An 18,774-nucleotide genomic window follows, 5' to 3' on the forward strand; every position below is an offset into this window, starting at 1 on the left:
TGCCAGGCTCGGACTCCAGGTAATCCTCGGCCGCGACGCAAATATATCGGTCATAGCCGATGTGCCGGACGAAGCCGGTGTGCTCTGCCGGATGGCTGAATTTCCGGTGGATGTCGTAGTGCTGGATGCCGTGTTCGCCCATCTGCTCGGGGAGATCGCCCGGTCCCGCAGCGGCCGGCTGCCCGCCACGGTCGTCTACGGCGTGGCGGAGACGACGCCGGAAGGACTGGCGGCGCTCATCCGGGCCAACGTGACCTGCCTCGTCCACCATGACGCACCGCAGTCGGATTTGCTTCACGCGGTGCATGCCGCCGCCACCGGCGAAGGGTTCGCCTCGCAGGCCCTGACCGGGCCGCTGCTGGAGGCCGTCCGTCGGCGCGGGCAGTGCGAGCGGGCCGAGCTCCCGATCGCCGCACAGTTGACCGAACGGGAACGGGAGGTCGTCCAGGTGCTCTGCCAGGGACTCTCGAACAGGGCCATCGCCGACGCTCTGTCACTCAGCGAGAAGACGGTCAAGTTCCATGTGTCCAATGTGCTGGCCAAGGCGGGCCTGCGCAGCCGGGCCCAGTTGATCGCCTCTTCCGGGATGCTTTCGGTTTCCTGAAGCCGTGCCGGCGGGCGCCCGCCGGCACGACCCAGTATTTCCTGCCCGGTCTTTCGTCCAGGGTGTCCATCAGCCCTCGGGCGGAAGACAGGCCATCCTTTCCTGGGAATACTTTCCCCGAGTCGCAGTTCTTTTCGGTCGAAAGAGTGCACATGTCGCAACAGCGTTATCTGGAGCCGAGCGAGGCGTATCACGCTTTTGTCAACTGGTCGGGATCGTATTCCGTGGCATACACGGGACGCATCGATGCGGAACTGCTGGTCGAGGCTTTCAATTTACTTTGCAAGGGCAATCCGCTACTGCGTGCCAGGCTGTGCCGGGAAGAGGACGGGTTCGCTTTCCTTCTCCCCGCCGGGCAGGGAGCTGAGACGACGGTCCGTGACGGCGGCGAACCGGTCTACCTGGAGGAGATGGGTCGCCCGCTCGACTCCAGGAGGGCGCTGTGCCGGCTCGTGCTCGTCCGGGGCGCGGAGCAGGGCGGTCACCTCATCCTGGTACTGCACCACAGCATGATCGACGGCCGAGGCGGCGTCACCCTGCTGGAGCAGCTGCTCCGCCACTACACGGCCCTCACCAAGGGCGAGACGCCGCTGGTGCCCGCCGACGCCCCGCTGCCTTCGCCCGCCGAGGACCTGCTGCGCACCCGAGGCGGTGCCGGGGCCCCGGACGGCGCCACCGTGGGTGACCAGGTGGACCGGGCCGCTCTGCGGATCGCCCTGGCAGGCGCCCCGTCCCCCGGTCACCTGGAGGTGGCGGCGGACCGGATCCGGCTGGACGCACGGACCACGGCCGAGCTGATCGGCCGGCTGCGCGCCGAGCGGCTCTCGGTCCACGCGTACCTCTGCGGCGCGGCGACCGTCGCCCTGCGGGACGAGCTGGAGACCGGCGGCGCCCCGCGGCCGATGGTGTGCGGCTGCCCGGTCGATCTCCGGGACCGCGTCCGGCCACCGGTGACCGTGGCGGAATCGACGAACTTCGTGAGCGGCGTCGAGGCCCGCGTCGTCGTCCCCTACGGCGGTGACCCGCGATCCGTCGGCCGTCGGATCAAGGAGCGGCTGGACTCCGCGGTGGCCGAAGGGGAGGCGGAGCGCGCCATTCTCGAAGCACAGCAGTTCACCGCGGCGGAACCCACCGCTGTCGACCTCGTGGTCACGAACCTGGGAGCCATACCCGGCTTCACCGCTCCGGACGGGGTACGCGTCACCGACTTCCGCGGCTACACCACGACGACGATGACGGGTCTGCTGCTCTTCGTCGTCACCAGCTACGGCGACCGGCTGAGCGTGGAGATCACCTCACCGGCGGGCCACCTCACCGGGGAGCAGCGAGCCGGACTCGTCCGGCGGATGGGTGACCTGCTGCGTGCCCCCGCCGCCGCCCCCGCCGGGACCTGAGCGCTGCCGGACAGGACCTCGCGCCCCGGCGCCGCATCCCGCCCGCTCCATGGACGTCTCAGGAGGACGTATGCCCGATCCCGATTCCCGGCCGCCCAGGATTCCCACCGAGCGGCAGAGCGTACTGGACCCGCCCGCGTCCCTCGCCGAACTGCGCAAACGCTGTCCGGTGGCGCCGCTGAGCTACGCCGACGGTCATCTGGGCTGGCTCGTGACCAGTCACGAACTGGCACGCAAGGTGCTGTCCGACTCCCGCTTCAGCTCCCGGCCGGAGCTGCGGCATTCGGCCGTGCACGAGGTCCTCGGCGACGGCCAGCCGCCGGAGGAGGACGTGCCGGGGATGTTCGTCGGCATGGACCCCCCCGACCACACCAAGTACCGCCGGCTGCTGACCGGCGAGCTGAGCGTGCGCAGGATGCGGCAGCTCGAGCCGAAGATCGCCGACACCGCCCACGAACTGATCGACCGGATGCTGGCGGAGAATCCGTCCGGCTCCGCGGATCTCGTCACGTCCTTCGCCATCGCCCTGCCGTCCCGGGTGATCTGCGAACTGCTCGGCATCCCGTACGACCGGTGGGAGGGGATCCAGCCGGTGTCCGAGAAGATGCTGCGCATCGACTCCACGGCCGACGAGGTCAAGGAGTGCTACCGCGTCATCTTCGAGTTCCTCGCGGACGTCGTCGCCGGGAAACAGCGGAAGCCCACGGACGATCTGCTGGGCGGACTGGTCGAGAGTGCCGAGCTCAGCGCGGAGGAACTCACCAGCGTGGCGTTCCAGTTGTTCACCGCGGGCCACGAGACCACCGCCAACATGCTCTCGCTGGGTGTCTACACCCTGCTGACGCACCCGCGGCAACTGGCCGCTCTGCGGGAGGACCCCGCCCAGCTGGACAACGCGGTGGAGGAACTGCTGCGCTACCTCACCGTGATCCAGTTCGGCATCTCCCGGGGTGCGCTGGAGGACGTGGAAATGGGCGGCGAGGTCGTGCGGAAGGGCCAGACGGTGACCGTGTCGCTGCCCGCGGCAAACCGTGACCCCGCCCGCTTCACGGACCCCGACACCTTCGACATCACCCGGCAGCCCACCGGCAACCTGGCCTTCGGCTTCGGCGTCCACCAGTGCGTGGCGCAGCAGCTCGCCCGCAGCGAGATGCGCACGGGGTACGGGGTGCTGCTGGAGCGGCTGCCGGAGCTGCGGCTCGCCGTGCCGGCGGCGGACGTCGCGATGCGGGACGGCGCGATCGTTTACGGCGTCCAGACACTGCCGGTCAGGTGGTGACCGGGCCCGGCGCAGCACTAGCGGGCCGGCATGCGCAGGCCGCCGTCCAGCCGGATGGTCTCGCCGTTCAGCATCCGGTTCCCGATGATCTGGCCGACCAGCTCGGCGAACTCGTCGGGGCGGCCCCACCGGCGCGGGTGCGGGACCTGCGCCTCCAGCGCCGTGCGTGTCTCGGCGGGGAGCCCCTCGGCCGCAGGGGTGTCGAAGAGCCCCGGTGCCACCGTGACGACCCGTATCAGCAAGCCGGCCAGGTCACGGGCGAGCGGCAGTGTCATGCCGGCCACCCCCGCCTTGGCGGCGGCGTAGGCGGCCTGGCCCACCTGGCCGTCGAAGGCGGCGATGGAAGCGGTGTTGACGATGACTCCGCGCTCGCCGGTGACCGGTTCGAGGGCGGCCATGCGCTCCGCCGCGAGGCGTACGACATTGAACGTGCCGATGAGGTTCGACGTCACGACGGCCACGAAGTCCTTCAGCGCGTGCGGCCCCGAGCGGTTCACCACCCGGGCGGCATGCGCCGTCCCCGCGCAGTTGACGACGACCCGCAGCTCGCCCCGCTGCGCCCCGGCGTCCAGCGCACGGGTGACATCGAGCTCGTCGGCGACATCGCCCTGGACGAAGACGGCGCCGCCGCCCAGGTGTTCCTGCGCGGCCAGCCCGCGCTCCTTCGACCGGCCGAACAGGATCGGCACCGTGCCCGAGGAGAGCAGTCGGCCGGCCGTCGCCAGTCCGAGCCCGGAGGTGCCTCCGGTTACCAGCGCGAGGGTGGGGGAGAGGGGCATAACGGCCTTCCAGGAGAAGGGAATTGCGCACGGGGAGGGACGGGGCGAAGCGTGCGGCGCCGCTGAGTATGCCTTTTATCCGGCTATGTTGCAATTGTTTGGATTTTTCCAGCTGGGAGGGAAACAGTGCGTCACAGCGTCAATTCGGAGCGACCGACTGCCGGAATCCGCGCGGTGGGGCGTTTCGTGCCCCGAACCGAGATAACCAACGAAGATCTCGTGGCCCGGTTCGACACGAGTGACGCCTGGATCCGGGAAAAGCTGGGTATGCACACCCGCCGGGTGGCCACCGCGGACCAGTGGACCTCGGACCTGGCGGTGCTGGCACTGCACGACGCCTGCGCGCGCGGGGGCGTGGACCCGGGCAGCATAGATCTGCTGATCTGCTGCACAGGTACCCCGGACCACATGCTGCCGGCCACGGCCGCCGCGATTCTTCGCAAGGCGGACCTCCACGGCATCCGGGGCTTCGACATCAACGCGGGCGGCTGCGCCGGCGGTGTCTTCGCGCTGGATGTCGGCGCCAAGTACATAGCCTCCGGTGAGTATCAGCGGATCGCCGTGGTCATCGCCGACACGGTGGCCCAGGCGCTGGACCCGGCCGACCGTACGGCGCATGCCCTCTTCGGCGACGGCGCGGGCTGTTACCTGCTGGAGCCGTGCGCCACCGGACCCGCGCTGAGCCCCACGCTGCTGCGCACCCGCCCCGACCTCTACTACACCGCCCACACCGAGCGCCTCCCGCCCGCCGACGGTGTGCCGAACCGCTTCAGCGGCGCCAACTACATGCGCATGGTGGGCGGGGGCGTGCGGGACTTCGCGCTGGAAGTCATCCCCGAGTTCGCGCTGGAGGTGGTGAAGGCCGCGGAGACCACCCTGGAGGACGTCGACCTGATCGTGTCCCACCAGGCGAATCCCGCGCTGCTGCTGCGGCTGATGGACGTCCTCGGCCAGCCGAGGGACAAGACGGTGGTGGTGGCGGACCGCTTCGGCAACACCAGCGGATCGAGTGTGATCCTGGCGCTGGTGGAGGCCGTGGACACCGGGCGGCTGGGGCCCGGCGACCACGTGTTGCTGCTCGCCTTCGGCTCCGGGATGAGTTACGGCGGAACCGTCGTCCGCTGGTGCGGCCCCCGGGACTTCGGACCGGTACTTCCCGCCCGCGCCTCGGCGACGTATTGAGTCCGGCTGAGTCCGGTGGCCGGAGGACCCCCACACGTTTCCCGGAAGGCGCATCCATGACGCGAACACCCCCGCCCGCGGCCGTGGCGGTCGTCACCGGCTCGTCACGCGGCATCGGACGGGCCGTTGCCCGCACCCTCGCCGCGCGAGGCGCCCAGGTGGTGATCAACTACAAGCGGGACACCGAAGCGGCCGAGCGCACGCTGGCCGAGATCGAGGAGGCCGGCGGACACGGCCTCGTGTGCCGGGCCGACGTGGAGAGCCCCGAGGAGATGCGGGCACTCTTCGACACGGTGCGGCGGGTGCACGGGCGCCTGGACTTCTTCGTCGCCAACGCGGCGGCCGGTCCCGCGAAGGGCTCTCGCGAGCTGGAGCTGCACCATCTCCAGCGGTCCCACGCCACGAACTCGCAGTCCTTCGTCCTGGCGGCCCAGCAGGCGGCCGGGCTGATGGACGGCGGCGGCCGGATCGTCGCGCTGTCCTCCCTCGCGGCCGTCCGTGCCTTCCCGGGCTATGCCGCCATCGGTGCGGAGAAGGCGGCGCTGGAGGCATGGGTCCGGTACTTCGCCTGTGAGCTGGCCCCCGCCGGCATCAACGTGAACGCCGTGACCGGGGGGATGATCGAGACTTCCTCACTGACCCACTACCTGCGGGCGCTCGACCTGGGGCCGGAGGCCGTGATCGCCCACATACCCAAGCGGCGTCCGGGAACACCGCAGGAAGTCGCGGACGCGGTCGCCTTCCTGCTCTCACCCGCCGCCGAGTACATCACCGGTCAGAATCTCGTCGTCGACGGCGGGCTCAGCGTCACGGCGCCGCTCTCCATGAGCCCGCCCTGAGGAGCTGTCGTCCTGCCCCGCGACCGGGACAGGACAATGGCTTCTGAGCGGGGCCGGGTCAGGGCAGGGCGAGCATCTGCTCCAGGGCCAGCTTCGCGAACTTCTCGGTCTCCTTGTCGACCTCGATCCGGTTGACCACCGTGCCCTCGGCCAGCGACTCGAGCGCCCAGACGAGATGGGGCAGGTCGATCCGGTTCATCGTCGAGCAGAAGCAGACCGTCCGGTCCAGGAAGACGACCTCCTTGTCCTGGTCGGCGTAGCGGTTGGCGAGGCGCCGTACGAGGTTCAGCTCGGTGCCGATGGCCCACTTGGATCCGGCGGGCGCGGCGTCCAGAGTCCTGATGATGTACTCGGTGGAGCCGACGTAGTCGGCCGCCTCCACCACCTCGTTCCGGCACTCGGGATGGACCAGCACGTTGACGCCGGGCACCCGCTCCCGCACCTCGGCGACCGAGTCCAGCGAGAAGCGGCCGTGCACCGAGCAGTGGCCGCGCCACAGGATCACCCTGGCGTCGCGCAGCTGGGCCGCCGTCAGCCCGCCGTTGGGCTTGTGCGGGTTGTAGACGACGCAGTCACCGAGCGACATCCCCAGGTCACGGACGGCCGTGTTGCGGCCCAGGTGCTGGTCGGGGAGGAAGAGCACCTTCTGCTGGGCGCCGTCGCCCTGGGCGAAGGCCCACCGCAGGGCGCGCTCGGCGTTGGAGGAGGTGCAGATAGTGCCGCCGTGACGACCGGTGAACGCCTTGATGTCGGCGGAGGAGTTCATGTACGAGACGGGCACGGTGACGTCGGCTATCCCCGCCTCGGTGAGCACGTCCCAGCACTCGGCGACCTGCTCCGCCGAGGCCATGTCCGCCATCGAGCAGCCTGCCGCCAGGTCCGGCAGGACGACCTGCTGCCGGCCGGAGGTGAGGATGTCGGCGGATTCGGCCATGAAGTGCACACCGCAGAAGACGATGTACTCCGCCTCCGGACGGTCCGCGGCGTCCCGGGCCAGCTTGAAGGAGTCACCGGTGACGTCCGCGAACTCGATGACCTCGTCGCGCTGGTAGTGGTGGCCGAGCACGAAGACCTTGTCCCCGAGCTTCGCCTTGGCCGCCCGGGCGCGCTCGACCAGATGCGGGTCGGAGGGGGCGGGCAGATCGCCGGGACACTCCACGCCGCGCTCACTCTTCGGGTCCGCGGCACGGCCGAGCAGAAGCAGGGCGAGCGGCGTCGGCTGTACGTCCAGGGGTTGGGCGGTGGTCACGTCACGCACCCTTTCTGTTCCAGAACACGAGAGTTATCGTCTCATTGACGTTATCTATCATAGCTCCTTTACGTCACTTTGACGATGGCGATCGTGTCGATGTGACGCATTCCCGGGGCGAGGTGATGGCAGGGCGGTCGCGGGCGGCGGCCGCAGCCGATGAGTGACCTTCCGCCCCCCGGTGTGCGAGCATGAGAAGCGCGAAAACGACCTGTCATACCTGGAATGAATCCGGGATGCCACTGGTTAGAGCCGGTGGCAGAGCAGTCCGTACAACCCGGGAGAGAAGCAGATGTCCGTTTCGGACGAGACCGCTGTGAGCGAGGGCATCATCCTGTCCGACACCGCCGCGGCGAAGGTCAAGGCCCTGCTCGAGCAAGAGGGCCGAGACGATCTGGCGCTGCGCGTGGCCGTCCAGCCCGGCGGCTGTTCCGGCCTGCGATACCAGCTCTTCTTCGACGAGCGATCGCTTGACGGCGACGTGGTGAAGGACTTCGACGGCGTCAAGGTCGTCACCGACCGGATGAGCGCCCCGTACCTGGGCGGCGCCTCCATCGACTTCGTCGACACCATCGAGAAGCAGGGCTTCACGATCGACAACCCGAACGCCACGGGCTCCTGCGCCTGCGGCGACTCCTTCAACTGAGCCACCGGCCCGAGCGACACCGTCCCGACGGCAGCCGCGAACGGCACCAGCTGTGTGGCACGACGAAGGCGGCGGACCAGCAACGGTCCGCCGCCTTCGTCATGCTGCCGTGTCGTGCTGCCGGGTCTGCCGATCGGGTGTCCGCCCGCGTGTCTACTTCCGGGGCAGCTGCTCGCCATCGCGCCCGTCCACGACCTTGCGGTCGCCGAGCGGCTCATCCAGCTCCACCTTGACGGTCTGCTCCTTGGCCATCGCGATGCAGGGCCCCTTCGGGCGCGGCTCGCGTGGCTCGACCGAGACCGTCACCTTCTCCTTGGCCGCCTTCGCCTCGCCCCGGTAGGTGTCGCAGACACCGCCGTAGAAGGTGACGGTCAGCGTCCGGCCGTCCGCGCGGTAGGAGGTGAGTGCCTGGCGCGTGGTGTCCTCGGAACCGGTGCCCGGCGGGGTCTCCGGCTGTGTGCCCGTACCCGAGGTCCCGTCCTTGCCGGCCACGAGATAATCCGGCCGCACCGCCGGGTAGGTCACCTCATGGGTGCCCCCGCCGCCCTTCCGCTCGATCTCGAAGATCCAGCTGGGTACGAGGAGCGGCCCGGTGTCCGAGGGCTGCATGGCCAGCCCGAACTCCGCATCCGTCACCGAGGTGACTCCCAGCGGCCCCGGCGCGGCACAAGGGGGCCCGGCGTCCGTCGTCCCCGCGTCGCCGCCGCTCGGGTTCGGCGTCTGCGCCTTGCCGGGCTGCTCTGGGGAGGCGCAGCTCGCGAGGTTGGAGCTGCTGCCACGCTGGTGCTTGTTCAGCTCCTTCAGCGTCTTTGCGGCCGACAGCACCGGGTACTCGGCACCCTTGGTCATCTCGGCCAACTGGCCCCGGCCGCTCACAAGCTGCCCGTCCGCGCCCACCGTGAAGACCGCGCCCCAGTGGCGCACCGGCAGCCCGCCCACCTGCGGCTCGGCGCTGACCTCACGCAGGGCGCCGTCGACCGCGCTCGCGTCCAGCCGCGCGCCGTCCAGATTCATGGCCTTCAGCGCGGGCCGGACCGCCGCCTTCGCCTCCTCGGGAGAGACAGGATCGGTCGTGCTCGCTTCGCCCGGCTCGCCCCCGCAGGAGCGGGTGGACCGCGGCTCACCGGGCTTCTGCGGCGCCGCGCACACGCTGTCACGCTGGGGCATGTAGCGGGAGAAGCGCCAGCTGCCCGCGGCGCGCTCGTCGGAGACCGTGAGCGACGGGCCGGAGCCGTCCTTGCTGTCCCGCACCGTCCACCCGCCGTGCTCCCGCTTCGGATTCCCGGCCATGCCCAGGACCTCGGCGACGGCCGCCACCTCGGACTCGGTGACCCGCCCCTCCGTACGGAAGACGGACGCGGTGCCCGGCCCCTTCGGCAGCTCGCCCTGGGCGCGGTAGGCGCCCCCCGCCGGGTCGGGCTCGCCCGGTGCGATGTCCGAGCGGCTGCCGGTGGCGGCCTCCGTCTGGCGGAGGTGGTCGAGTGCCAGCGGCGCGGGCTTGGAGCCGCCACCATCGGCGGTGGGCGCGTCGTCGTCGGCGGTGGCCGATGACCAGTAGGCCGCACCGCCTCCGGCCACCAGGACGGCCGCCGCCACCGCGACGACGGTCAGCCGGCGCCGCCGGGGTCGCTCGGGGGTCTCTTCGGTACTCACCGCATCGCTCCTTCGGCTCCGCTCATCACTGGGATTCGCCTTCCCCCTCGGGGGATGTCCCTTGGACGGGGCGCGGGAGCGAGCGGTTCCCTGTCGGGACAGCCCTCAGTCGCCGTACTCGGACATGCCATCCACGAGGCGCGCGGAGCGCGGCGGCACCCGCACCCCGTGCGGCTCGGGGCTCGCGGGGGAGCGGGAGGAGCCCGGGGAGTCGGCGGAGGCGGCCCCGCCGTCCGCCGCGGGCCAGCGCTGCGCCATCCGCGCGCAGTCGCCGCGCAGCTGGGCCAGGGACTCGGGCTCGGCCGGAGGAAAGCCCGGGGTGCGGGTCTGCTTCGTCATGAAGTTGACGTTACCCAGGGCAGGGGGTGCCGGGAAGGCCCTACTATTTGGTAGTTATGCCCTGTTCGGTTGTGGCCGAGGAGCGGGTAGCTTGTTCAGGCCCGCCTAACTTCTTCTCCTTCAGGAGCAGATCTCGTCGTGCGTATCGCAGTCACCGGCTCTATTGCCACCGATCATCTGATGACCTTTCCCGGCCGCTTCGCCGACATGCTGGTCGCCGAGCAGCTGCACACCGTCTCCCTCTCCTTCCTCGTCGACAGGCTCGACGTCCGCCGCGGCGGCGTCGCCGCCAACATCTGCTTCGGCATGGGCCAGCTCGGCGCCCGGCCGATCCTGGTCGGCGCCGCAGGCGAGGACTTCGACGAATACCGCGCCTGGCTGGACCGCCACGGGGTGGACACCGAATCGGTCCACATCTCCGAGACCGCCCACACCGCGCGCTTCGTGTGCACGACCGACGCCGATCACAACCAGATCGGTTCGTTCTACACCGGCGCCATGAGCGAAGCCCGGCTGATCGAGCTCCAGACCGTCGCCGAACGCGTCGGCGGCCTCGATTTGGTCAGCATCGGCGCGGACGATCCCGAAGCGATGACCCGCCACACCGAGGAGTGCCGAACCCGCGGCATCCCCTTCGCCGCGGACTTCTCCCAGCAGATCGCCCGGATGGAGGGCGAGGACATCCGCGTACTGCTGGACGGCGCGAAGTACCTCTTCTCGAACGAGTACGAGAAGGGGCTCATCGAATCCAAGACCGGCTGGTCCGACGAGGAGATCCTCGACCGCGTCGGCGCCCGTGTCACGACACTGGGCGCCAAGGGCGTGCGGATCGACCGCAAGGGCCAGGAGCCCGTCATCGTCGGCTGTGCCGAGGAGGAGCGGAAGGCCGACCCCACCGGCGTCGGCGATGCCTTCCGGGCCGGCTTCCTCACCGGCCTCGCCTGGGGCGTCAGCCTGGAACGCGCCGCGCAGCTCGGCTGCATGCTGGCCACCCTGGTCATCGAGACCGTGGGCACTCAGGAGTACGAGCTGAGCCGCACCCACTTCATGGAGCGCTTCACCAAGGCGTACGGCGACGACGCCGCCACCGAGGTGCGGGCCTTCCTGCCCTGACCGGCCGCCGTCCGGCCCCGACCCGTGCGCCACAGTGCGGGAGCGGGGCCGGAGGCACCCGGTCCCGTGGCCCCAGCGGGTTCAGTGGCGCCGCCGGATCCGGTACGCGGTGCCGCGTGCGCCCAGGTACTCGTGATCCCGCATCCCGCACCAGGCGGGGATGTCCAGGAGCGCCGCCTCGTCGTCGGCGAGCACCGTCACGACACCGCCGACGGGCACGTCGGAGATCACCTTGGACAGCTCGATGACGGGCAGCGGGCACCGCTTGCCCAGCGCGTCGACGGTCAGCCCGGCCCCGTTACCCGCCTCGCCCGCGGCCCCGCCCCCGTTCTCGGAAGTCTCCGCCGCCGTGCCGGTCTCCCGTCCGCCCGCTCCGAGCTGGGCCCGTACCGAACGCACCGCCTCCGGCAGCACCGAGAGGAAACGGTCGACCTCCTCCGCCTCCGTCCCGGCGGGCAGCGACACCCGGACGTTGCCTTCCGAGAGCACCCCCATCGCCTTGAGCACATGGCTCGGCGTCAGCGTGCTCGAAGTGCAGGACGAACCGGAGGACACCGAGAAGCCAGCCAGGTCCAGGGCATGGAGCAGCGCCTCCCCGTCCGCGTAGAGGCAGGAGAAGGTGACCAGCTGCGGCAGTCTGCGCACCGGGTCCCCGACAACCTCGGTGTCCGGCACCAGCTCGGGTACCCGCGCGCGGATCCGGTCCACCAGAGCGCGCAGCCGTACGTCCTCCGCGGCGGCCTCCGTACGTACCGCACGCAGGGACGCGGCCGCAGCCACGATCGCCGGGATGTTCTCGAAGCCGGGCGCCCGCCCCGACTCCCGCTCGTCCGCCGGGCGCGGCGCGGCGAACCGCACGCCCTTGCGGACGGCCAGCAGTCCCACGCCACCGGGGCCACCCCACTTGTGCGCACTGCCCGCCAGCAGCGACCAGCCGCCGGGAACGGCGGCGCGGCCCAGCGACTGGGCGGCGTCCACCAGAAGCGGCACTCCGGCAGCGGCGCACGCCTCGGCCACCTCCGCCACCGGCTGTTCCGTGCCGACCTCGTGGTTCGCGCTCTGCAGGCATGCCAGGGCGGTGCCCTCCACCAGTGCCTCCGCGTAGCCCCCTTCCGCCACCCGGCCCGTACGGTCCACCGCGACGCGGGTGACGGTGCCGCCGTCGGCCTCGTGCGCCTCGGCCGCGTGCAGCACGGCGGAGTGCTCCACCGCGGAGACCACCAGATGGCGGCCCAGCCGCCGACGCCCGGCCAGCGCACCCGCGATGCCGGTGTGCAGGGCGCGGGTGCCCGAGGTGGTGAAGGCCAGTTCGTCGGGGCGGCAGCCGACCGCCTCCGCCGCGGTCTCGCGCGCGGCGTCCAGCAGCATCCGCGCACGGCGCCCCTCCCGGTGCAGGCGGGAGGGATCGGCCCACCCCTCGTCCAGCGCGGCGAGCAGCGCCTGCCGGGCGACGGGATGAAGGGGGGCGGAGGACGCGGTGTCGAAATAGGGCACACATGTACGGTATGCCGAGGGCAGCGGATCGGGCGAGCGAGAAAGCCTCACGCGGGAGGCGCGCCCGGCGGACGCGGCGTCAGCCGGGCCCACACACCCGGTGATTCCACCCCTTCGGGGTGTGACGCGCCGCGATACCCACCCTCCCCGCGCGACCCCGATTGGCGTCCAGTAGGGTTTGGTCCGCATAAACATCCAAACCCTGCCCGCGCCAGGGCCGGCGCCCGCCCATAAGACGGCCGTGCCCGGCTGAGCGGGCGAGACTCTCGGGAAGGCGCTACGTGAGTCCCAACGGCTCCGACCGCTCGTCGCGGCGCCCGATGCGGCGGAAGCTGCCGCAGGCGCTGATTGCGGGCTTGGTCCTGGCGACCGCCACTGGTTGCACATCAAAGGACTTCCCTCGGCTCGGCATGCCCACTCCGGTCACGGAAGAGGCGCCTCGGATCCTCTCCCTGTGGCAAGGCTCGTGGGCGGCGGCCATCGCCACGGGCGTGCTGGTGTGGGGCCTGATCCTGTGGAGTGTGATCTTCCACAGGCGGTCCCGCACCAAGGTGGAGGTACCTGCCCAGACCAGGTACAACATGCCCATCGAGGCCCTCTACACCGTCGTTCCGATCATCATGGTGGCGGTGCTCTTCTACTTCACCGCGCGTGATGAGGCGGAGCTTCTGGAGACCTCCGAAAAGCCCGACCACGTCGTCAACGTGGTGGGCTACACATGGAGCTGGGGCTTCAACTACATCGAGAACGTGGACGGCAAGGCGAAGACCTCAGCCACGGACGGCAAGGATCTGGCCGCCATCCCGGACCGGATGAAGAAGGCGTTCCCGGAAGGCGCGGAGGGCGTCCACACCGCCGGCACCCCCTCGGACCGGAACCCGCAGAACAACAACCCGGGTCCGACTCTGTGGCTGCCCAAGGGCGAGACGGTTCAGTTCATCCTGACCTCCCGCGACGTCATCCACTCGTTCTGGGTTGTGCCGTTCCTGATGAAGCAGGACGTCATCCCCGGCCACACGAACCGCTTTGAGGTGACTCCCACCAAGGAGGGCACCTACATGGGCAAGTGTGCCGAGCTGTGTGGCGTGGACCATTCCCGGATGCTCTTCAACGTCAAGGTCGTCTCTCCCGAGCGTTACCAGAAGCATCTGGAGGACCTGGCGGAAAAGGGCCAGACCGGCTACATCCCGGCGGGCGTTCCCACAACTGGTGACGCCAGGAACGCGGAGACGAATAACCCGTGAGCATCCTCAACGAATCTCAGGGTGCCGCCGCAGCAGACGACTCGTACGAGAACGAGCTGCCCGTGCGCCGAAAAGAACCCGGCAACGTCGTCGTGAAGTGGATGACGACCACCGATCACAAGACGATCGGCTCGCTCTACCTGATCACGTCGTTCGCGTTCTTCTGTATCGGCGGAGTCATGGCGCTCTTCATGCGCGCCGAACTGGCCCGGCCGGGCACGCAGATCATGTCGAACGAGCAGTTCAACCAGGCGTTCACGATGCATGGCACGGTCATGCTGCTGATGTTCGCCACTCCGCTGTTCGCAGGTTTCGCGAACTGGATCATGCCGCTCCAGATCGGTGCTCCCGATGTGGCGTTCCCGCGGCTGAACATGTTCGCCTACTGGCTCTACCTGTTCGGTTCGCTGATCGCCGTCGGCGGCTTCCTCACCCCGCAGGGTGCGGCGGACTTCGGCTGGTTCGCGTACTCGCCGCTCTCCAGCGAGGTCTACTCGCCTGGTGTGGGCGCCGACATGTGGATCATGGGTCTCGCGTTCTCCGGCTTCGGTACGATCCTCGGCTCGGTCAACTTCATCACCACCATCATCTGCATGCGCGCGCCCGGCATGACGATGTTCCGGATGCCGATCTTCACCTGGAACGTACTGCTGACCGGCGTGCTGGTGCTGCTGGCCTTCCCCGTACTGGCTGCCGCGCTCTTCGCGCTGGAAGCGGACCGACAATTCGGGGCACATATCTTCGATGCCGCCAATGGCGGGCCATTGCTCTGGCAGCATCTGTTCTGGTTCTTCGGGCATCCAGAGGTGTACATCATCGCGCTGCCGTTCTTCGGCATCGTCTCCGAGATCATCCCGGTCTTCAGCCGCAAGCCGATGTTCGGCTACATCAGCCTTATCGGCGCGACGATCTCCATCGCGGGCCTCTCGGTGACCGTCTGGGCGCACCACATGTATGTGACGGGCGGGGTGCTTCTGCCGTTCTTCTCCTTCATGACCTTCCTGATCGCGGTGCCGACCGGTGTGAAGTTCTTCAACTGGCTCGGCACGATGTGGAAGGGGTCGCTGTCCTTCGAGACACCGATGCTCTGGACGATCGGCTTCCTGGTGACCTTCCTCTTCGGTGGTCTGACCGGCGTCATCCTGGCCTCGCCACCGATGGACTTCCACGTCTCCGACTCGTACTTCGTGGTCGCGCACTTCCACTACGTCGTCTTCGGCACGGTCGTCTTCGCGATGTTCGCGGGATTCCACTTCTGGTGGCCCAAGTTCACCGGCAAGATGCTCGACGAGCGGCTCGGGAAGATCACCTTCTGGACGCTGTTCATCGGCTTCCACGGCACCTTCCTCGTCCAGCACTGGCTGGGTGCCGAGGGCATGCCGCGCCGGTACGCGGACTATCTGGAAGCCGACGGGTTCACCTTCCTCAACACCGTGTCCACCGTCAGTTCGTTCCTGCTCGGACTGTCGCTGCTGCCCTTCCTCTACAACATCTGGAAGACGGCGAAGCACGGCAAGAAGATCGAGGTCGACGACCCGTGGGGCTACGGACGTTCACTCGAATGGGCGACTTCGTGCCCGCCGCCGCGGCATAACTTCCTCACGCTGCCGCGTATCCGGTCCGAATCCCCGGCGTTCGATCTGCACCACCCTGAGATCACGGCGCTCGAGCAGCTCGAGGCGCGCGGCGAGGAGACGGTTCTGGCAGGCAGCGCTGCCGCGGGAAAGGGTGACGGCAAGTGAAGGCCCAGGGACGTATGTTCATCTGGCTCGCCGTTTTCCTTCTCGGCGTGGCCCTGGTCTACGGGCTCTGGTCGAAGGAGCCGGTCGGTACCACGGCGCTCTTCCTGGCCTTCGGCCTGGCGGTGATGATCGGCTACTACCTGGCCTTCACCGCCCGGCGGGTGGACACCGGAGCGCAGGACAACAAGGACGCGGACGTGGCGGACGACGCCGGTGAGGTGGGCTTCTTCAGCCCGCACAGCTGGCAGCCGCTGTTCCTCGGTATCGGTGGGGCCCTGGCCTTCCTCGGTATCGCCGTCGGCTGGTGGCTGCTTTTCTTCTCGCTGCCACTGCTGCTGGTGGGCCTCTTCGGCTGGGTTTTCGAGTACTACCACGGCGAGGCGCAGAACCAGTAGGCGTTCGTGTAGTCAGCGGTACGTGCAGTCAAGGGTCGGCCCCCGGATGCTCCGGGGGCCGACCCGTTTGCATGAATCCAGCAGGCCCAAGCTGACTAATCTTCATATTTTGGTCTTATGACAAATCGACCGAATCGCCGTGTGGCGCTCAGTTGCGCACTGATACTCGTGCCCCTGGCGGTGGGGCTCACCGCCTGCGGTGAGGACGCCAGCCCGTTCGCCGCCGCCCCCTACGACGCCAGCGACCAGATAGCCGTCAACATCGGGGAGGACGGCGGCACCGTCGACCACCGCAAGCCCCTCGAAGTGACGACGACAGGCAGCGAGAGCAGGATCACCGACGTCATAGCCAGCGACGGGTCGGGGCGCCGGGTGCGCGGTGAACTCTCCGCCGACGGCTCCCGCTGGCACAGCACCGCCCCGCTGACGGCCGGAGTGCGCTACACGGTGCTGATCAGCACGGAGAAGGCCGGCGGCGCCCCCGGCAGCCGCACCGTGCGCTTCGAGACCAAGCCCGCCAACGGCAGAAAGCTCGACGTCACCCTCGGCCCGGACAAGGGCGTCTACGGCGTAGGGCAGCCCCTGGTGGCCGAGCTCAGCCACCGGATCAAGGATCCGGGCCAGCGCAGGACGGTGGAGCACGCGCTCCTCGTCGACTCGAGCCCCGGAGTCGAGGGCGCCTGGCACTGGGCGGACAGCAAGACGCTGCACTACCGGCCCAAGGAGTACTGGCCCGAGAACGCGACGATAACGGCCCGTGCGGCGCTCAAGGGCGTCAGCATCCGCGACGGTCTGAGCGGCGGGAACTCGGCGCGGCTGAGCATCCGTACGGGGGACCGGGTCGAGGCGCTGGTGGACATAGGCGCCCACCGCATGACGGTGCGGAAGAACGGCAAGAAGCTGCGCACCGTCCCGGTCACCACCGGCAAACCCGGCTTCCAGACACGCAACGGCGTCAAGGTGGTCCTCGGGAAGCAGCAGTTCATACGGATGCGCGGCACCAGCATCGGCATACCGGAGGGCAGCTCGGAGTCGTACGACCTGCCGGTGCACTGGAACACCCAGGTCACCGGAAGCGGTGAGTTCGTGCACGCCGCGCCCTGGTCGGCCGGCTCGCACGGCTCCGCCAACGTCAGCCACGGCTGCACGGGGATGAGCACGGACAACGCCCGGTGGTTCTTCCAGCTGGTGCGAAAGGGCGACATCGTGAAGTACGTCAACGGCGGCGGGGAGCGAATGCCCGTCTTCGGCAACGGCTTCGGCGACTGGAACATGAGCTGGCAGAAGTGGCGGGAAGGCAGCGCACTGCGCGGGGGCACCCAGGAGCGCGGCACCGGCGGGGACGCGGCCAGGCTGCGCTTCGAGGTGTGAGTTCCGAGGTGCGGGTGAGCCGAGGAGCGGGCCTGGTGGTGCGGGCCCGGCCCGGCGCGCGGTGGTGCGGCCCTCTGGCAGGGCTGTGCGGCCCGTGTGGCGTCGCGGCCGGGCCCGACTGCGGACCCGTACGGCTGACGCGTCAGGATGCCGCGAGGCGCCTCAGGCGGCGCCGGAGTTCACGGCCGGGCCCACACCGCGCAGCAGTCCGGCGAGCGCGTCCGCCAGCGCCACCGGGTCGACCGGGTGGGACACCGCGGCCTCGGCCCGGCTCCAGGTCGCCAGCCAGGCGTCCTGCGGGCGGCCGATCAGAAGCAGCACGGGCGGGCAGCGGAAGATCTCGTCCTTGATCTGCCGGCACACGCCCATGCCGCCCGCCGGGGCCGTCTCGCCGTCAAGCACGCAGACGTCCACCACGCGCTCTTCCAGGGCGGTCAGCAGCGCGGGGAGCGTGGCGCATTCGAGGTACTGGACCTGGGGCACGTCGGAGGCGGGCCGGCGCCCGGCGGCGAGCCGCACCTGCTCGCGGGTGTTGGCGTCGTCGCTGTAGACCAGCACCGTGGCGGTCGCCTTCATCGTTCCTCCGCGTGGGGATCTCGTCGAACTGTGAACGCTGCTGGGCCGGATGCTACTCCTTCCGCCGCCTGGTCAACACTGTTCCGGGCACCGTCGCGGTGGCCTGTTTGAGCAGCGCAGGGCACCGTGACACACCGAACGGCACCCCCGGAGGTGAGGCCGGGATAAGGGACCGACATAATGTCGGTCGTGGCGACAGCAACAGCAGTAGATACCGGGCACGCGCACCCATCGGTCAACCGGCCGAACCTCACCAGCGTCGGAACCATCATCTGGCTGAGTTCCGAGCTGATGTTCTTCGCGGCCCTCTTCGCGATGTACTTCACCCTGCGATCAGTGACGGGCGCCGACTTCTGGAAGGGACACGCGGAGACGCTGAACCTTCCCTTCGCGGCGACGAACACCACGATCCTGGTGCTCTCCTCACTCACCTGCCAGCTCGGCGTGTTCGCCGCCGAGCGCGGGGACGTGAAGAAGCTCAGGAGCTGGTTCATCGTCACGTTCGTGATGGGTGCCGTCTTCGTAGGCGGCCAGATCTTCGAGTACACGGAGCTGGTCAAGAAGGACGGGATGACGCTGTCCTCGGATGCCTACGGGTCGGCGTTCTACCTGACCACCGGCTTCCACGGGTTGCATGTGACGGGCGGATTGATCGCCTTCCTGCTCGTGCTGGGCAGGACGTACGCGGCGAAGCGGTTCACCCACGAGCAGGCCACAGCCGCCATCGTCGTGTCCTATTACTGGCACTTCGTCGATGTCGTCTGGATCGGCCTCTTCGCCACGATCTACCTGATCCAGTGATCCGCGCACGGGTCCTTCACTCTCAGACATAGCCATAAGCATCGACGCTGAAGATCCTGACACCGGGGTAATCC

Annotated in this window: 18 protein-coding genes; 12 read left to right on the forward strand and 6 right to left on the reverse strand. The window is 69.2% G+C overall.

Features of this window, described 5'->3' with window-relative positions; all coding sequences use genetic code 11:
* The first annotated feature begins 91 nt into the window (after positions 1-91).
* From LHJ74_RS25905 to LHJ74_RS25915, 3 genes are all read left to right on the forward strand, one after another.
* Positions 92-604 (forward strand): response regulator transcription factor, encoded by a 513-nt coding sequence (locus tag LHJ74_RS25905; RefSeq protein ID WP_260220645.1) that lies wholly within the window; start codon positions 92-94, stop codon positions 602-604.
* Between the two features lie 152 nt (positions 605-756).
* A complete protein-coding gene (locus LHJ74_RS25910) occupies positions 757-1,998 on the forward strand; it encodes a phthiocerol/phthiodiolone dimycocerosyl transferase family protein (RefSeq protein ID WP_260220646.1) in 1,242 nt (413 codons plus the stop codon).
* Positions 1,999-2,068: 70 nt separating this feature from the next.
* Entirely contained in the window at positions 2,069-3,277 is a 1,209-nt protein-coding gene (locus tag LHJ74_RS25915) for a cytochrome P450 (protein ID WP_260220647.1), read from the forward strand.
* 17 nt (positions 3,278-3,294) lie between these two features.
* Here the strand turns inward: LHJ74_RS25915 and LHJ74_RS25920 are convergent, their stop codons facing one another.
* Complete coding sequence (locus LHJ74_RS25920) at positions 3,295-4,056, reverse strand: SDR family NAD(P)-dependent oxidoreductase (RefSeq protein ID WP_260220648.1); 762 nt, start codon at positions 4,054-4,056, stop codon at positions 3,295-3,297.
* Between the two features lie 126 nt (positions 4,057-4,182).
* On the opposite strand from LHJ74_RS25920, the gene LHJ74_RS25925 reads away from it, so the two are divergent.
* Together LHJ74_RS25925 and LHJ74_RS25930 are read left to right on the forward strand one after the other, a co-directional pair.
* Positions 4,183-5,238 (forward strand): 3-oxoacyl-ACP synthase III family protein, encoded by a 1,056-nt coding sequence (locus LHJ74_RS25925; protein ID WP_260220649.1) that lies wholly within the window; start codon positions 4,183-4,185, stop codon positions 5,236-5,238.
* Positions 5,239-5,294: 56 nt separating this feature from the next.
* Positions 5,295-6,077: an SDR family oxidoreductase gene (locus tag LHJ74_RS25930; RefSeq protein ID WP_260220650.1), complete on the forward strand. Its 783-nt coding sequence runs from the start codon at positions 5,295-5,297 to the stop codon at positions 6,075-6,077.
* 58 nt (positions 6,078-6,135) lie between these two features.
* Here the strand turns inward: LHJ74_RS25930 and nadA are convergent, their stop codons facing one another.
* Positions 6,136-7,326 carry a quinolinate synthase NadA gene (nadA, locus tag LHJ74_RS25935; RefSeq protein ID WP_260220651.1) on the reverse strand — a complete coding sequence of 397 codons (1,191 nt, stop codon included), beginning with the start codon at positions 7,324-7,326 and terminating at the stop codon, positions 6,136-6,138.
* A 292-nt stretch (positions 7,327-7,618) separates the two neighbouring features.
* Between nadA and LHJ74_RS25940 the strand changes: the two genes are divergently transcribed.
* On the forward strand, positions 7,619-7,972 hold the full coding sequence (locus LHJ74_RS25940; RefSeq protein ID WP_260220652.1) for a HesB/IscA family protein: 354 nt from the start codon (positions 7,619-7,621) through the stop codon (positions 7,970-7,972).
* A 153-nt stretch (positions 7,973-8,125) separates the two neighbouring features.
* On the opposite strand, the gene LHJ74_RS25945 is transcribed toward LHJ74_RS25940, so the two are convergent.
* Both LHJ74_RS25945 and LHJ74_RS25950 read right to left on the reverse strand, forming a co-directional pair.
* A complete protein-coding gene (locus LHJ74_RS25945) occupies positions 8,126-9,625 on the reverse strand; it encodes a hypothetical protein (protein WP_260220653.1) in 1,500 nt (499 codons plus the stop codon).
* A gap of 105 nt (positions 9,626-9,730) precedes the next feature.
* Positions 9,731-9,964, reverse strand: coding sequence for a hypothetical protein (locus LHJ74_RS25950; protein WP_260220654.1), 234 nt, complete (start codon positions 9,962-9,964; stop codon positions 9,731-9,733).
* A gap of 138 nt (positions 9,965-10,102) precedes the next feature.
* Here LHJ74_RS25950 and LHJ74_RS25955 point away from each other — a divergent pair, with 138 nt between their 5' ends.
* Positions 10,103-11,077 (forward strand): carbohydrate kinase family protein, encoded by a 975-nt coding sequence (locus LHJ74_RS25955; RefSeq protein WP_260220655.1) that lies wholly within the window; start codon positions 10,103-10,105, stop codon positions 11,075-11,077.
* An 81-nt stretch (positions 11,078-11,158) separates the two neighbouring features.
* On the opposite strand, the gene LHJ74_RS25960 is transcribed toward LHJ74_RS25955, so the two are convergent.
* Positions 11,159-12,571: a cysteine desulfurase/sulfurtransferase TusA family protein gene (locus tag LHJ74_RS25960; RefSeq protein WP_260220656.1), complete on the reverse strand. Its 1,413-nt coding sequence runs from the start codon at positions 12,569-12,571 to the stop codon at positions 11,159-11,161.
* 281 nt (positions 12,572-12,852) lie between these two features.
* Between LHJ74_RS25960 and ctaC the strand changes: the two genes are divergently transcribed.
* From ctaC to LHJ74_RS25980, 4 genes are all read left to right on the forward strand, one after another.
* Positions 12,853-13,815 carry an aa3-type cytochrome oxidase subunit II gene (gene ctaC, locus LHJ74_RS25965; protein ID WP_260220657.1) on the forward strand — a complete coding sequence of 321 codons (963 nt, stop codon included), beginning with the start codon at positions 12,853-12,855 and terminating at the stop codon, positions 13,813-13,815.
* Positions 13,812-15,557 carry an aa3-type cytochrome oxidase subunit I gene (gene ctaD, locus LHJ74_RS25970; protein ID WP_260220659.1) on the forward strand — a complete coding sequence of 582 codons (1,746 nt, stop codon included), beginning with the start codon at positions 13,812-13,814 and terminating at the stop codon, positions 15,555-15,557. The genes ctaC and ctaD overlap by 4 nt, the downstream gene beginning before the upstream one ends.
* Positions 15,554-15,952 carry a cytochrome c oxidase subunit 4 gene (locus LHJ74_RS25975; protein ID WP_260220660.1) on the forward strand — a complete coding sequence of 133 codons (399 nt, stop codon included), beginning with the start codon at positions 15,554-15,556 and terminating at the stop codon, positions 15,950-15,952. The genes ctaD and LHJ74_RS25975 overlap by 4 nt, the downstream gene beginning before the upstream one ends.
* A gap of 117 nt (positions 15,953-16,069) precedes the next feature.
* Positions 16,070-17,323, forward strand: a complete 1,254-nt coding sequence (locus LHJ74_RS25980) for a L,D-transpeptidase (RefSeq protein ID WP_260220661.1) — start codon at positions 16,070-16,072, stop codon at positions 17,321-17,323.
* Between the two features lie 162 nt (positions 17,324-17,485).
* Here LHJ74_RS25980 and LHJ74_RS25985 read toward each other — a convergent pair whose 3' ends face one another.
* On the reverse strand, positions 17,486-17,899 hold the full coding sequence (locus LHJ74_RS25985; protein WP_260220662.1) for a hypothetical protein: 414 nt from the start codon (positions 17,897-17,899) through the stop codon (positions 17,486-17,488).
* A gap of 180 nt (positions 17,900-18,079) precedes the next feature.
* Between LHJ74_RS25985 and ctaE the strand changes: the two genes are divergently transcribed.
* Complete coding sequence (gene ctaE / locus LHJ74_RS25990) at positions 18,080-18,700, forward strand: aa3-type cytochrome oxidase subunit III (protein ID WP_260220663.1); 621 nt, start codon at positions 18,080-18,082, stop codon at positions 18,698-18,700.
* The last annotated feature ends 74 nt before the right edge of the window (positions 18,701-18,774 follow it).

This window comes from Streptomyces gossypii (genome assembly GCF_025165795.1).
GTDB classification, from domain to species: domain Bacteria; phylum Actinomycetota; class Actinomycetes; order Streptomycetales; family Streptomycetaceae; genus Streptomyces; species Streptomyces gossypii.